The organism is Marinobacterium litorale DSM 23545, from assembly GCF_000428985.1.
Lineage (GTDB): Bacteria > Pseudomonadota > Gammaproteobacteria > Pseudomonadales > Balneatricaceae > Marinobacterium_D > Marinobacterium_D litorale.
In genome coordinates, this window is sequence record NZ_AUAZ01000009.1 from 18,392 (window position 1) to 31,973 (window position 13,582).

At 58.1% G+C, this 13,582-nt stretch carries 16 protein-coding genes; 4 read left to right on the forward strand and 12 right to left on the reverse strand.

Annotated features, from left to right (window positions below; translation table 11 throughout):
• Nucleotides 1-108 precede the first annotated feature (108 nt).
• Nucleotides 109-414: a c-type cytochrome gene (locus G403_RS0109185; protein WP_027853732.1), complete on the forward strand. Its 306-nt coding sequence runs from the start codon at nt 109-111 to the stop codon at nt 412-414.
• Nucleotides 415-544: 130 nt separating this feature from the next.
• Here the strand turns inward: G403_RS0109185 and G403_RS0109190 are convergent, their stop codons facing one another.
• The gene (locus tag G403_RS0109190) at nt 545-1,471 is read right to left on the reverse strand and encodes a flagellar motor protein MotB (RefSeq protein ID WP_027853733.1); all 927 of its coding nucleotides are present in this window, start codon (nt 1,469-1,471) and stop codon (nt 545-547) included.
• A 12-nt stretch (nt 1,472-1,483) separates the two neighbouring features.
• The gene (gene pomA, locus G403_RS0109195) at nt 1,484-2,254 is read right to left on the reverse strand and encodes a flagellar motor protein PomA (protein WP_027853734.1); all 771 of its coding nucleotides are present in this window, start codon (nt 2,252-2,254) and stop codon (nt 1,484-1,486) included.
• A gap of 197 nt (nt 2,255-2,451) precedes the next feature.
• On the opposite strand from pomA, the gene G403_RS0109200 reads away from it, so the two are divergent.
• From G403_RS0109200 to dxs, 3 genes are read left to right on the forward strand one after another with little or no spacing between them, the layout of a single operon-like run.
• Nucleotides 2,452-2,694: an exodeoxyribonuclease VII small subunit gene (locus tag G403_RS0109200; RefSeq protein ID WP_027853735.1), complete on the forward strand. Its 243-nt coding sequence runs from the start codon at nt 2,452-2,454 to the stop codon at nt 2,692-2,694.
• On the forward strand, nt 2,691-3,590 hold the full coding sequence (gene ispA / locus G403_RS0109205; RefSeq protein WP_051298784.1) for a (2E,6E)-farnesyl diphosphate synthase: 900 nt from the start codon (nt 2,691-2,693) through the stop codon (nt 3,588-3,590). Before G403_RS0109200 ends, ispA begins: the two co-directional genes overlap by 4 nt.
• Nucleotides 3,590-5,398 carry a 1-deoxy-D-xylulose-5-phosphate synthase gene (gene dxs, locus G403_RS0109210; RefSeq protein ID WP_027853737.1) on the forward strand — a complete coding sequence of 603 codons (1,809 nt, stop codon included), beginning with the start codon at nt 3,590-3,592 and terminating at the stop codon, nt 5,396-5,398. The genes ispA and dxs overlap by 1 nt, the downstream gene beginning before the upstream one ends.
• Nucleotides 5,399-5,422: 24 nt before the next feature.
• Here dxs and ribA read toward each other — a convergent pair whose 3' ends face one another.
• The 10 genes from ribA to glyA form a co-directional block, all read right to left on the reverse strand.
• On the reverse strand, nt 5,423-6,043 hold the full coding sequence (gene ribA / locus G403_RS0109215; protein WP_027853738.1) for a GTP cyclohydrolase II: 621 nt from the start codon (nt 6,041-6,043) through the stop codon (nt 5,423-5,425).
• 115 nt (nt 6,044-6,158) lie between these two features.
• A complete protein-coding gene (locus G403_RS0109220; RefSeq protein WP_027853739.1) occupies nt 6,159-6,638 on the reverse strand; it encodes a phosphatidylglycerophosphatase A family protein in 480 nt (159 codons plus the stop codon).
• Nucleotides 6,635-7,603 carry a thiamine-phosphate kinase gene (gene thiL, locus G403_RS0109225; RefSeq protein WP_027853740.1) on the reverse strand — a complete coding sequence of 323 codons (969 nt, stop codon included), beginning with the start codon at nt 7,601-7,603 and terminating at the stop codon, nt 6,635-6,637. The genes G403_RS0109220 and thiL overlap by 4 nt, the downstream gene beginning before the upstream one ends.
• A 9-nt stretch (nt 7,604-7,612) precedes the next feature.
• Nucleotides 7,613-8,083, reverse strand: coding sequence for a transcription antitermination factor NusB (gene nusB / locus G403_RS0109230; protein WP_027853741.1), 471 nt, complete (start codon nt 8,081-8,083; stop codon nt 7,613-7,615).
• A gap of 5 nt (nt 8,084-8,088) precedes the next feature.
• A complete protein-coding gene (ribH, locus tag G403_RS0109235) occupies nt 8,089-8,562 on the reverse strand; it encodes a 6,7-dimethyl-8-ribityllumazine synthase (RefSeq protein WP_027853742.1) in 474 nt (157 codons plus the stop codon).
• Nucleotides 8,563-8,577: 15 nt separating this feature from the next.
• A complete protein-coding gene (gene ribBA / locus G403_RS0109240) occupies nt 8,578-9,696 on the reverse strand; it encodes a bifunctional 3,4-dihydroxy-2-butanone-4-phosphate synthase/GTP cyclohydrolase II (protein WP_027853743.1) in 1,119 nt (372 codons plus the stop codon).
• A gap of 19 nt (nt 9,697-9,715) precedes the next feature.
• Nucleotides 9,716-10,387, reverse strand: coding sequence for a riboflavin synthase (locus G403_RS0109245; RefSeq protein WP_027853744.1), 672 nt, complete (start codon nt 10,385-10,387; stop codon nt 9,716-9,718).
• The gene (gene ribD / locus G403_RS0109250) at nt 10,387-11,544 is read right to left on the reverse strand and encodes a bifunctional diaminohydroxyphosphoribosylaminopyrimidine deaminase/5-amino-6-(5-phosphoribosylamino)uracil reductase RibD (RefSeq protein WP_027853745.1); all 1,158 of its coding nucleotides are present in this window, start codon (nt 11,542-11,544) and stop codon (nt 10,387-10,389) included. Before ribD ends, G403_RS0109245 begins: the two co-directional genes overlap by 1 nt.
• A 3-nt stretch (nt 11,545-11,547) precedes the next feature.
• A complete protein-coding gene (gene nrdR, locus G403_RS0109255) occupies nt 11,548-12,015 on the reverse strand; it encodes a transcriptional regulator NrdR (RefSeq protein ID WP_027853746.1) in 468 nt (155 codons plus the stop codon).
• 129 nt (nt 12,016-12,144) lie between these two features.
• Nucleotides 12,145-13,401, reverse strand: coding sequence for a serine hydroxymethyltransferase (gene glyA, locus G403_RS0109260; RefSeq protein ID WP_027853747.1), 1,257 nt, complete (start codon nt 13,399-13,401; stop codon nt 12,145-12,147).
• Nucleotides 13,402-13,582: the final 181 nt, after the last annotated feature.

The window sequence follows — 13,582 nt, forward strand, 5'->3', positions numbered from 1 at the left end:
GCTGTATTTACTCATTTACAGGCCGCTCCTAAACTGTGGGCGCATGAGTTTTTACCTGGGTTTCGGGAACAAGCCCGACACCCAAAAGCACTGTCAAAGGAAATAACGATGAAAAAAGCGCTTGTTCTTGCAGCCGCTGCTGCACTGCTGGCCCCCGCTGCCGCCATGGCGGAACGTACCGGCGAAGAAATCTACAACACCAAATGTTCCGTCTGCCACGCAGCTGGCGTAGCAGGCGCACCGGTTTTCGGTGACGCCGCTGCCTGGGCACCGCGTGCCGAAAAAGGCATTGACGCGCTGCTGGCCACGGCCAAATCCGGCATCAACGCCATGCCGCCGATGGGCACCTGTGTCGACTGCTCTGATGCTGAGCTGAAGGCCTCTATCCAGTACATGATCGACAACTCCAAGTAAGCGTTCGATACAATGTAAAAACGCCGCCCGGCTTGCGCCTGGCGGCGTTTTTTTGTGCTTGCTTTTGGAAAGCCGTTCCCGAGTTGCGCGTCGCTCCAGCCAGGCTACAACGTAACCCTAGCCCGGCGAGTTAGAAAATCTCGCCAGGATTCAGGCGCTGACCTTCCGTATCACCCTCAGGACGGGACTGAAGACGTTCCAGCATTTCCTGGTCGTTACCTTTCTGGATCACGATCTCAACCCGCCGATTGCGAGAACGGTTTTCCGGGGAGTTATTGGGCACCAGCGGTTTACTGTCCGCATACCCAGCCACCTGAAAACGTGACTCATCGATCCGGGGGTCGGAGAACAGCTCATGGGCCACCGCCAACGCACGCGCTGAAGAGAGGTCCCAGTTGGATTCAAAACGGGCCCCGGAATAGGGGATATTATCGGAGTGCCCCTCGATCGCCACCCGGCCACTGACATCCAGCAGCACGTCACGAATCTTGGCAATGACGGGAATATAGGCAAATTTCAGCTCGGCTGAACCTGAGTCGAAAGACCCCTGCTCCTTAACCCGGATAATCAGTTTGGTTCCTTCGGTTTCCACTTCCACGGCACCATCACCGATCTCCTGAGCCAACGCCTGGGCAAATTGAACCGCATCCTGCTGAGCCTGCTGCTCCTGTTGCTTAATCAGCTCCTGTAGCCCCTCAAGCTTATCCTTGATGGTGGCTTCACCCTCCTGAGAGCGAATATCCAGTGTGCTCATATCGTTATTGATGGTCATCTGCCGCACTTCATTCAGCGGCGTGGGCTCCGGCCGTCCAGGACTGAACTCCTGGGCGATGATGGAGGTCCCCTTGGGGATATCCTCAACCTTGATCTGGTTCTGAACGCCAAAGGCTTCACGCATGGAGCCCGCAAGCTGCTTGAACTTGAGCACGTCCATTTCGGAGAATGAGAGCAGCAGTACGAAAAAGCACATCAGCAGCGACATCAGGTCGGAGAAGGTCGCCATCCATGCCGGAGCCCCCGGCGGTGGACATTTACACTTTTTCTGCCCTTCGCTCATCGCGCTACCCCTTTAGCCCTCGCCTTCCGCGGCGGCCTGTTCGCGTTTCTTCTCCGGCAGGTAATTACGTAACATCTGCTCGATCACACGGGGGTTCTGACCGGCCTGAATCGCCAGTAATCCATCGATAATCAGCGCTTGATTCAGCGCCTCTTCATCCTTGCGGTTCTCCAGCTTGTCGGCGATCGGAAGCGCAACGATGGTCGCCAACATCGCACCATACAGTGTCGTCAGCAGCGCGACCGCCATCGCCGGACCGATCGATTTGGGGTCAGACATGTTGGAGAGCATCTGCACCAGACCTACCAGCGTCCCGATCATCCCCATGGCCGGGCCCACATCCCCCAGCGCCTTGAATATCTTGGCGCCGAACTCATGGCGCTCCGTTGCCATGTCTGCTTCCTTGTGAAGAAGACCTTTGACCACTTCCGGGTCATGGCCATCCACAAGCAGCTGAATACCGCGCTGCATGAAGGGACTGGCAACCTCTTTCTCTTCCAGAGAGAGCAAGCCACCTTTACGGGCCGCATCGGCCAGCTCAACGGTTTCCGCAATGATCTCTTCGGGTGCCAGCGACTTGAACATAAACGCCTTGGCTGCCACTTTCCCCGCCGCCAGAAACTGACCCAGCGTGAACTTGATCAGAACCACGAAGAGTGAACCGCCAATAACGATCAAAATTGAAGGTACGTTAACAAAAATACCGACATCGCCACCCAATACCATGGCAGCGATTACGATGCCCAGGGCACCGAGTAGGCCTACGAGAGTCGCCAGATCCACTGAATAGCTCCTTTACCCCTGACTGATGGACCAGGTTTATACAGCTGTATGAGGATGATACCAGAAATCGTTTCCTGTACACGCACTGATCATGGGGAACTTTGGGATGACGCGCAGTTTATAGCACCTCACGAATTGACCCGGGCCACACCAGTTGGTTAACTTGAGACCCCCTATCGATAGACACCGAACCGACCATGCCGCGCACTCGTAAAACACCGGATTTTGAAAACTCACTGGCCCAGCTCGAAGCCGTTGTTGAACGCATGGAGCAGGGTGACCTGCCCATTGAAGACGCGCTGAAGGCGTTCGAAGAGGGGGTCAAGCTGACCCGCGAATGTCAGACTATATTGGACCAGACCGAGCAAAAAGTGCAGGTGCTGATCGAACAGCAGGGCGAACTCAAGACCCGTCCCTTCGATGAGGCTGATGCGGAGTGAACGACCCTGTATCCATTCAGCTAAAGGCTTGGGCAACGCGCGTCGAACATAAGCTGGAACATTTTCTGGGCCAGAACAGCGGTCTTGAACCACGCCTGGCGGATGCCATGCGATACGCGCTTTTCAACGGTGGCAAACGCATCCGTCCGGCACTGGTCTATATGAGCGGAGAGCTCTGCGGAGCGACACCTGAGCAAACCGACCGGGCGGCCGCTGCAATCGAAGCGATCCACTGCTATTCACTGGTTCATGACGACCTGCCGGCGATGGATGATGACGACCTGCGTCGCGGTAAGCCAACCTGCCATATCGCCTTTGATGAAGCCACGGCGATTCTCGCCGGGGATGCACTACAGTGTTTCGCGTTTGAACTGCTCAGCAATGAAGCGGATCTGAGCGATGCGGCGGGCGCGCGGCGCGCCCTGCGCATGATGCGGGTACTTGCCAACGCCAGCGGCATGCACGGTATGGTCGCAGGCCAGGCCTACGATCTGACGCACGTCGGTGACGCACTGACACTGGCCCAACTGGAGCAGATGCACCGCCACAAAACCGGTCGTCTGATTGAAGCGGCCCTGTTGCTCGGTGCCGAGGCCGCCGATGCCGATACACAAACGCTCGATAGACTGGCGCTGTATGGCCAGCTGATCGGCCTCGCCTTTCAGGTGCAGGATGACCTGCTTGATGTGGAGGGCGACACGGTTACACTGGGCAAACCTCAGGGATCCGATCAGGCTCAGTCCAAACCCACCTATCCGGCTCTGCTAGGCTTGGAAGGTGCTCATGAAAAGCTTAATGAACTCCATCGCGAAGCGGTGGCTTGTCTCGCGCCCTTTGGCAGCGCGGCACAGCCTCTGATCGCGCTGGCCGATTATATCGTCACCCGCGACCACTGATGTTCACACAGATACCCACTGAGCGGCCCTCCACGCCGCTACTTGACCGTATTACCTCGCCGCAGGCGTTACGCCAACTCTCTGCCCGGGAGCTGCCTGCGCTGGCCCGGGAGTTACGCGCGTTTCTGCTCTACAGCGTTGGGGTCACCGGCGGCCATTTTGGTGCCGGCCTCGGTGTGGTGGAGTTAACCATTGCACTCCACTACCTGATGGAGACGCCGGAGGACTCGCTGATCTGGGACGTAGGCCACCAAAGCTATCCGCACAAGATCCTGACCGAGCGTCGGGAAGCGATGTTGACTATGCGCCAGCCCGGCGGGCTGGCGCCTTTTCCGAAGCGGGCGGAAAGCCGATATGACTGTTTTGGTACCGGTCATTCCAGCACCTCGATCAGTGCCGCGTTGGGTATGGCGCTGGCGAACCAGCTGCGCGGCCTCAACAACAAATCGGTCGCCGTGATTGGCGATGGAGCCATGAGCGCCGGCATGGCGTTTGAAGCGCTGAGCCATGCCGCCCACACCCGCGCTGATCTACTGGTTATCCTGAACGATAACGAGATGTCGATCTCACCCAATGAAGGCGGCCTGGCGACCTATCTGGCCCAGCAGCTGCGCCAGAACTCCGCAGCGCCCAACCTGGATGGCGCGACAACGGGGGCCCTTTTCGGTGCTCTGACCTTTGAATATCAGGGCCCCGTGGATGGTCATGACTTCGACCGTCTGCTGCCCGCACTGCAGCACTCGCTGAGTACTCCGGGCCCGCAATTTCTGCATATCACCACGCAGAAGGGTAAAGGCTTCGTGCCGGCGGAAAGCGACCCGGTGGGCTATCACGCGATCACCAAGATTGAGCCGCTGGACGCCAAACCCAAAGCCAAACGTGCCAAGTTTTGCAATATCTTTGGCCGCTGGTTAACTCAAACCGCCGCTGACGATAAACGCCTGGTCGGCATAACCCCGGCCATGCGCGAAGGTTCGGATCTGATCCAGTTTTCCGAGCGGTTTCCGGAACGTTATTTCGATGTCGCCATCGCCGAGCAGCATGCCGCGACGCTGGCTGCAGGCTTTGCCTGTCGCGACATGAAACCGGTACTGGCCATCTACTCCACATTTCTACAGCGTGCATATGACCAGCTGGTGCATGACATCGCGATACAGGAGCTGGACATACTGCTTGCCGTAGACAGGGCAGGACTGGTCGGCGAAGACGGTGCGACCCACGCGGGCCTTTTCGATATCGCCTTTATGCGCTGCCTGCCGGGGCTGGTGATTATGACCCCTTCCGATGAGCAGGAGCTCTATCAGCTACTCAAGACCGGCTATGAACACCCGGGACCGGCTGCAGTACGCTACCCCCGAGGCAGTGGTAGCTGTACAGATGTCGATGAGAGGCTGCCCGCTCTGCCACTGGGGCGCGGTGAGATTAAAAGGCAGGGGCAGCGGGCCGCCCTACTCAACTTCGGACCACTCCTTCCACAGGCTCAGCAAGTAGCCGAGACTCTCGACCTGACCCTGGTCGATATGCGCTTTGTGAAACCGCTGGATAACGCGCTGATTGACCAGTTGGCCAGCGCTCATGAGCTCCTCGTAACCCTTGAAGACCACGCCACTGCCGGTGGTGCCGGGTCGGCGGTGCTTGAATACCTGAGTGGGAAAGCAGAGGAGACCCGGGTGCTGACGCTGGGGGTGCCTGATCGCTGGATCGATCACGCATCCCGGGAAGAGCAACTTAGTGAATGTGGGCTGGATGCACCGGGTATCGAACACGCGGTTCGGTCTGCCCTGAACCGGCATACTCAGACATCCTAGTATGCCGTTGCGCGACAGACCCGGTTAGCGCTCTTCGTCAGAATCCTGGAAATGAACCTCGGTCATCATATGCCCGAGCTTACCCATTTTAGTCTGCAGGTAGTGCTCATTGTGGCTGTTTTTACCCACCTGTAGCGGTTCTCGACCGGCCACATTGAGCCCGTATTGCTCCAGTGCCTGCACCTTGCGCGGATTATTGGTCATCAGGCGCAGCGAACGTACTCCCAGATGATTGAGCATCGGCAGACACATGCTGTAATCACGCATATCGGCGGCAAACCCCAGCTTTTCGTTCGCTTCCACCGTATCCGCGCCGTGGTCCTGCAAATGATAGGCGCGAATCTTGTTCAATAAACCGATACCACGCCCCTCCTGGCGCAGGTAGAGCAGCACCCCGCGGCCCTCTTCGGCGATCCGCTTGAGCGCTTCCTGCAACTGAAATCCACAATCGCAACGCAGACTGAACAACGCATCGCCGGTCAGGCATTCGGAGTGAATACGCCCCAGCACCGGCTCTTCGGTATCTACATCACCGAACACCAAAGCCAGATGCTCCTTACCGGTGGTCCGATCCTCAAAACCCACCATGGTAAACACGCCCCAAGGCGTCGGCAGTTTGGAATCGGCAACGTACTGAACTGTCACTTATAGATACCTCTAACAAAGCGCCTCAACAAAAGCGCCGGCTCGTCGATGATGACAAGCTCCCTAAGATACGGGCCTGAAAAAACGGGCCTTAGTATAATCGATTCGTAGCGTCCTATCCGCCCCAAATACGATAAGCGCAATAGAGTAACACCCAGGCAAACCCACCGGCGATCAGATCATCCAGCATGATTCCCAGGCCGCCATGCACTTTTTTGTCCGCCCAGCGTATCGGCCAGGGTTTGATAATGTCGAACAAGCGAAAGAGCACAAAGCCGGCGACGACCCAAACCGGCTCCGCCGGAATTGCAATCATTGTGACCCAGAAGCCGACAAACTCATCCCAGACAATGCCGCCATGGTCATGTACGCCAATATCTGAGCTGGTCCGATCACACAGCCAACAGCCGATCACGAAAGCAATAGCGACCAGCACCAGATAGAGTGGCAGCGGGGCCATCATCAACAGATACCACAATGGTATGGCGGCCAGTGTTCCCACGGTACCCGGCGCCCAGGGCGAAGCACCACTGCCAAGCCCGAATGCCAGAAAATGGATCGGATTGCGCCACACCGAGGCCGGTACCCGGTTCATACCCCACCCCCAAAATGATCGTAGCCGGTGACCTGCTGTGTCTGAAGCTCATCACCGAGATAGACGCTGATCCCGTTTGTTTCGGTCATCATGCCAATCGCGGTCAGCAGAATGCTCTGCTCCTTCGCTATTTGCTGGCACATGTTCAGATTTTCCGGCGCACAGGTCATGCAGAGCTCGAAGTCTTCCCCGCCAGTCAGTGCCCAATGACGCGCGGTCGTCTGATCGACCAGTTCGGATAGCGCGTTAGACAGGGGGAGCCGATCCAGCTCAACACGCGCGCCCAGACCACTGGCCGTAGCCAGGTGCCCCAGGTCTGACAGTAAGCCGTCAGAGATATCGATAGCTGCGCTGAGCCAGGGCGCAAGTGCATGCGCCAGAGTGAGGCGGGGCTCGGGCCGGAAGAAACGATTCAGCAGGTAGGCAGCGCCGGGCAAGTCGGTTTGGCCTCGCTGCTGTAACTCCAGGCCACCGCGGCTGTCGCCCAGGGTACCACTGACCAGCACCCAATCACCGGCCCGTGCCCCACTGCGTTTAAGCGCCCGCTCGGGCTCGACCCAGCCATGCACCTGGGCGGTCAGTGTTAACGGCCCCCGCGTGGTATCACCACCGATCAGAGCCAGCCCCAGCTCACGAGCGCGCTCAGACAAAGCCGTTGCGAAGGGTTCGAGCCAGAGCGGATCAGCCTGGGGCAGGGTCAGCGCCAGGCTCAGCCAGCCCGGAGTGGCACCCATCGCGGCCAAGTCGCTGGTCGCCGCACCCAACAGCCGTGTCGCCAAATGCTCGGGGGCGGTACCGGGTAAAAAATGAACGCCTTCCACCAGCGTATCGATGGAGAGGGCAAGCTGATAGCCGGCGCGGGGCGGATTGAGCAGCGCGCAATCGTCACCAATACCCAGGGCCACATCACTTCGGGCCTGAGAGGCACCGGCGAAATAGCGACGAATCAGCTCAAACTCACCCACAGAGTGTCCTTAACGACGCGCAGCCACTTCGGCCGCACGGACCTTGTGCGCTACCTTGTCGAGAACCCCGTTGACGTAACGGTGGCTGTCGGTGGCACCAAAGACCTTGGCCAGTTCAACACTCTCGTTGATCGCAACGCGATAAGGAACCTCGATCCGACGCATCAGCTCAAAGCTCCCTATGCGCAGCACGCTCACCTCAACCGGGTCCAGATCATCGATATTACGATCCAGAAACGGGGAAAAGGTCAGGTCCAGCTCGCTACGGGCCTCTACCACACCACGTAACAGCTGACTGAACAGCTGAATATCGGCATCACCCATATCCTGATTGACGCGAAACTGGGCCTCGATCTCGTTAACCGGCTGCCTGGCCATCTGCCACTGGTAAAGCGCCTGCAATGCCAGCTTGCGTGCATTGCGACGCTGTTCCGTGAGTGAAGGCTTACGGTTCTTTTTGGGGCTTGGGGTGTCGCTCATGGTAATCAGGCCTCGAGCTGACGCATCAGGCTGACCATCTCCATGGCCGACAGTGCCGCTTCCGCTCCCTTGTTACCTGCCTTGGTTCCGGAACGTTCCACCGCCTGCTCAATACTGTTGACGGTCAGGATGCCGTTTGCCACGGGGATACCATACTCCAGCGAGACCTGAGCCACGCCTTTTGAACTCTCGGCGGATACATATTCAAAATGCGGCGTCCCGCCCCTGATGACCGCCCCCAGTGCGATAATCGCATCATCCCGCTTCTGCGCTGCCACCTTCTGGGCCGCCAGCGGGATCTCAAATGCGCCCGGAACCCGGATCACACGAATATTGTCCTCTTTCACGCCGTGGCGCTTGAGTGCATCCAGAGCGCCTTCCAGCAGACTCTCGACCACAAAGGAGTTAAAGCGTCCGACCAGGATCGCATATTTGCCGTCGACGCTAACGAAGTCGCCTTCAAAGACTTTGACTGTCATTGGTTTATCCCGTTTTTACTCTTCGCAGGAGATATATTCTTCAACCTCAAGATCAAACCCTGAGATCGCGTTAAATTTCATCGGTGAGCTGAGCAGGCGCATTTTGCCGACTCCAAGCTCGCGCAGTATCTGTGAACCGGTACCGACCTGAAGATAGGCGCCAGACGCACTGACTTTCACTTTCGAGCGTGTCTTGCTGTTATTGGTCAGCCCGCGGATCGCATCACCCAGATCGATACGCTGACCGGAGTCGATCAGCAGCACCACACCCTTGCCCTCTTGTGCGACACGTTCAAGTGCGCGGCGCATGGTCCATTTTTTCTCCTCACCCGGCAGCACACCCACCACATCACGCAATACTTCACTGCGGATATGTACGCGCACCAGTGTTGGCTCGTCGCGCTTGATTTCACCCTTGTACAGTGCCAGATGCGTGCAGTTCTGAATCTCATCGCGGTAAACCGCGTAACTGAACTCGCCATACTCCGTTTGCAGCACCCCTTCGTCATCACGCTCAATGGTGTGCTCATTCATAGTACGGTAGTGGATCAGGTCCGCGATGGTACCGATCTTCAGGCCATGCTTGGCAGCGAACTTTTCCAGGTCTTCCCGACGCGCCATGGTGCCATCTTCGTTCATCACCTCGACGATCGCCGCCGCCGGCGTCAGCCCCGCCAAACGCGCCAGATCGCAACCGGCCTCGGTATGCCCGGCCCGGCTCAGAACGCCACCCGGCTGAGCCATCAATGGGAAGATATGACCGGGTTGAACAATGTCTTCCGGCTTGGCATCCGCTTTCACAGCGGCCTGCACCGTCAGTGCCCGATCCGCCGCAGAGATGCCGGTTGTCACACCCTGCGCCGCCTCAATGGACAGCGTAAAGTTGGTGGAGAAGGCCGCACCGTTGCTCTGAACCATCAGCGGCAGTTTCAGTTGCTGACAACGCTCACGGGTCAACGTCAGGCAGATCAGGCCGCGGGCGTGGGTCGCCATAAAGTTGATATCTTCAGGCCGAACCTTTTCGGCCGCGATGATGATATCGCCCTCATTCTCGCGATCCTCATCATCCATCAGAATCACCATCTTGCCCTGACGGATATCTTCGATCAGCTCTTCAGTGGTATTCATTTGCATAGCAGGGTATCTCCGCCTCTCAACGACGCATAAAACCGGATGCGGCCAGGGTTTCCATCGTCAGCCCCCGGGACGATTCCTGCCCCGTATCAGCCGACGCAACACCGGTCATCAGGCGCTCCAGATAGCGCGCGATAATATCCACCTCAAGGTGAACCTGCTGACCGGTCCGGTATCCATCGATAATAGTTTCCTGTGCCGTATGCGGCACAATATTAAGGCCAAAGGTGGAGCCTTCCACACTGTTGACGGTCAAACTGACACCATCAACGGTGATCGATCCTTTGGCTGCAATATAACGTTGTAGCGCGGCCGGCACCTCAATACTCAGACGCACGGAGCGCGCATCATCGCGACGCTCGACAATCCGTCCCAAGCCATCCACGTGCCCGGTCACGATATGGCCGCCAAACCGGCTGGTGGACATCATCGCCTTTTCCAGGTTGACCGCCTCACCCACCTTGAACTCCGGCAGGCGGCTGTGGGCCAGAGTCTCCCGTGAGACATCGGCCACAAATCCATCTCCGGGCAGCTCGACGGCCGTCAAACAAATGCCGTTGGTGGCAATACTGTCCCCAAGACATACATCACCGAGATCCAGGGTACCGGTGCGGATCCGCAGGCGCATGTCGCCATCCACCATGCGGATCTCCGCCACCTCGCCTATCGCTTCGATAATTCCGGTGAACATTACTGTCTCTCCTCAACCGACACCGGTAACCGCCAGTGCAGCGCCAGATCATTGCCCAGGTGGCGAACCTCAGTCAGCTCCAGAGCAACCTGTTCAGCCATCGTATTTAACGGCAGATCAAGCAGGGGCCGGGCGCTGCTGCCCAACAGTTTGGGCGCCATGTAGACCACCAATTCATCCACCAATCCCTGGCTGACAAAACTCCCCGCCAGGGTTGCACCGCACTCCACCAGGACCTCATTGCATTGGTCGTTTGCAGCGAGGCCTTTCAACAGGGGCTCAAGATCAATACGCCCCTCACTGTCAGCCTGCGCCAAGCAAACCTGCACGCCTTCTCTATTCAGAGTCAGTGCGGTCGACTTCCCGGCATCAGTGTTCAATGTCACCACCCGAGTCAGACCCGGTTGACTGAGGATGCTCGCCGAGCTGGAGAGCCGCAAACCACTATCCAGCACCACTCTCAACGGCTGTCGAAGGGCCACTTGTTTCGCCTGCGACTCAGGCAAGCCCAGGTCGGACGCCCTGACGGTCAACGCGGCGTTATCGTATAGTACCGTATCAACACCGGTGATAATCGCGGAACTCCGGGCTCTTAACCGTTGAACATCGGCGCGTGCTGCAGGTCCGGTGATCCACTGCGACTCCCCACTGGCCATCGCCGTGCGGCCATCAGCGCTCATGGCCAATTTAACCCGGACGAAGGGCATCCCGGTTTCCATGCGCTTGATAAAGCCCGGGTTCAGCTCTCGCGCCTGAGACTCCATCAAGCCACTGGACACCGCGATACCCGCCTGCTCCAGCCTGGCCAGACCTCGTCCCGCAACGGCGGGATTGGGGTCCACCATCGCCGCTATAACCCGCGATACACCTGCCGCCACCAGCGCGTCAGCGCAGGGCGGCGTGCGACCGTGATGACTGCAGGGTTCCAGCGTGACATAAGCCGTAGCGCCGCGAGCCCGATCTCCCGCCTCGCGCAGGGCGTTCACTTCAGCATGACCTTCACCGGCACGTTCATGCCAGCCCTCGCCAACCACTTCAGCATCACGCACCAGCACGCAGCCCACCCGTGGGTTGGGATCGGTGGTATAGAGCCCGCGTCGGGCAAGGACAATGGCTCGCCCCATATGTTGGTGATCACTGGAAGAGAAAGCCGTCATCGTTCAGTCCTGTCCCTCGCCATTGGCTGATAGCCGGTCGATCTCTTCCCTGAACTCGTTAATATCCTGAAAACTGCGATAGACCGAGGCAAAGCGAACGTAAGCCACCTGATCAAGCTTACGCAGCTCCTGCATGACCACCTCACCCACATCACGGGAAGGCAGCTCACGCTCGCCGGTGGCGCGCAGACGCAACTTGATTCGGGTTACACTGGCTTCTATCGACTCAATACTGACAGGACGTTTTTCCAGGGCGCGCTGGATGCCACCGCGCAGCTTGATTTCATCAAAGGGCTGGCGGCTGCCATCGGATTTGATCACCCGCGGCATCAGCAGTTCGGCTTCTTCGAAGGTGGTGAAACGCTCGTGGCATTTGACACACTCCCGACGACGACGCACCTGTTGCCCCTCAGCCACCAGCCGGGAGTCGACAACCTTGGTATCACCTGCGCCACAAAAGGGACAATGCATCCTCAGCCTCGAGTAAAGAGCGTCGGCACTACGGTTTGAATTCCGTGCCTGAAAAGAAAGGCGGCTTTCGCCGCCTCGGTATTCTAGGGAGGCCGTGGATAAGTTTCCAGCCTCCCGAACGATCGGATGTTACTTGTACACCGGGAAACGCGCGCAGATATCAACGACCTTGGCCTTAACCGCTTCGATCACGGCTTCGTTGTTGATATCTTCCAGCACGTCACAGATCCAGCCGGTCAGCTCGGTCACTTCCGCTTCCTTGAAACCACGACGGGTCACGGCGGGTGTACCGATACGCAGACCGGAGGTCACGAACGGAGAGCGCGGATCGTTGGGGACCGCGTTCTTGTTCACAGTGATGTTGGCGCGTCCCAGGGCAGCGTCCGCATCCTTACCGGTGATATCCTTGCTGACCAGATCAACCAGGAACAGGTGATCTTCAGTACCGCCCGAGACGATATCGATACCGCGCTCAAGGAACACCTTGACCATCGCCTTGGCGTTTTTAACAACCTGCGCCTGGTACTCTTTCCACTCCGGCTCCATCGCTTCTTTGAAGCAGACCGCCTTGGCCGCGATGATATGCATCAACGGGCCGCCTTGAGATTCCGGGAATACCGCGAAGTTCAGCTTCTTCTGCAGCTCTTCATCAGCACGGGCGGAGAGGATCAGACCACCACGCGGACCACCCAGCGTTTTATGGGTCGTGGTCGTCACAACATCGGCGTACTGCATCGGTGACGGATAAACCCCGGCAGCCACCAGACCCGCGACATGCGCCATATCAACGAACAGGTAAGCACCGACTTTATCGGCGATCTCACGGAAGCGTGCCCAGTCGATGATCATGGAGTAGGCGGAGAAGCCCGCTACGATCATCTTCGGCTTGTGCTCCAGCGCCAGACGCTCAACCTCGTCGTAATCGATCTCACCGGTGTCCGGGTTCAGACCGTACTGGACCGCATTGTAGATACGACCAGAGAAAGATACGGACGCCCCATGAGTCAGGTGACCACCATGTGCCAGGCTCATACCGAGCACGGTATCACCGGGCTTGCACAGCGCCATGTAAACCGCGGCATTGGCCTGAGAGCCGGAGTGCGGCTGAACGTTGACAAAGGACGCACCAAACAGCTCGCAGGCACGATCGATCGCCAGGTTCTCGACGATATCCACATACTCACAGCCACCGTAGTAACGTTTGCCGGGATAGCCTTCCGCATACTTGTTGGTCAGAGCCGAGCCCTGTGCTTCCATCACCCGTGGGCTGGTGTAGTTTTCGGAAGCGATCAGCTCGATGTGCTCCTCCTGACGGGTCACTTCGGACTGCATGGCGTCCCAGAGATCCTTGTCGAAGCCTGCGATAGACATATCTTTGCTAAACATTACTGTCCCCTGATTGAGCAACGTCTTCGGCTGCGGGCCTCGCCTGAAAAGGGAAAAGTACCCGCACGCCGCGAAAAGGCGAGCATTATAGTCGAAAAATTGGCCGCTGCGCACATGAAATAAGGTCAGGCGATATAGAGTGGGGTTCAAGCAGAGGTCAGGGTGCGCTGGCATCGGCCAA

Bases quoted from the DNA above. Each gene is read 5' to 3' on its own strand.
- G403_RS0109200 (WP_027853735.1), top strand. From the start codon at position 2,452: ATGCCGCGCACTCGTAAAACACCGGATTTTGAAAACTCACTGGCCCAG.
- ribBA (WP_027853743.1), bottom strand. From the start codon at position 9,696: ATGCAAATGAATACCACTGAAGAGCTGATCGAAGATATCCGTCAGGGC.
- dxs (WP_027853737.1), top strand. From the start codon at position 3,590: ATGTTCACACAGATACCCACTGAGCGGCCCTCCACGCCGCTACTTGAC.
- G403_RS0109245 (WP_027853744.1), bottom strand. From the start codon at position 10,387: ATGTTCACCGGAATTATCGAAGCGATAGGCGAGGTGGCGGAGATCCGC.
- G403_RS0109190 (WP_027853733.1), bottom strand. From the start codon at position 1,471: ATGAGCGAAGGGCAGAAAAAGTGTAAATGTCCACCGCCGGGGGCTCCG.
- glyA (WP_027853747.1), bottom strand. From the start codon at position 13,401: ATGTTTAGCAAAGATATGTCTATCGCAGGCTTCGACAAGGATCTCTGG.
- nusB (WP_027853741.1), bottom strand. From the start codon at position 8,083: ATGAGCGACACCCCAAGCCCCAAAAAGAACCGTAAGCCTTCACTCACG.
- nrdR (WP_027853746.1), bottom strand. From the start codon at position 12,015: ATGCATTGTCCCTTTTGTGGCGCAGGTGATACCAAGGTTGTCGACTCC.
- ribH (WP_027853742.1), bottom strand. From the start codon at position 8,562: ATGACAGTCAAAGTCTTTGAAGGCGACTTCGTTAGCGTCGACGGCAAA.
- G403_RS0109185 (WP_027853732.1), top strand. From the start codon at position 109: ATGAAAAAAGCGCTTGTTCTTGCAGCCGCTGCTGCACTGCTGGCCCCC.
- ribD (WP_027853745.1), bottom strand. From the start codon at position 11,544: ATGACGGCTTTCTCTTCCAGTGATCACCAACATATGGGGCGAGCCATT.
- G403_RS0109220 (WP_027853739.1), bottom strand. From the start codon at position 6,638: ATGAACCGGGTACCGGCCTCGGTGTGGCGCAATCCGATCCATTTTCTG.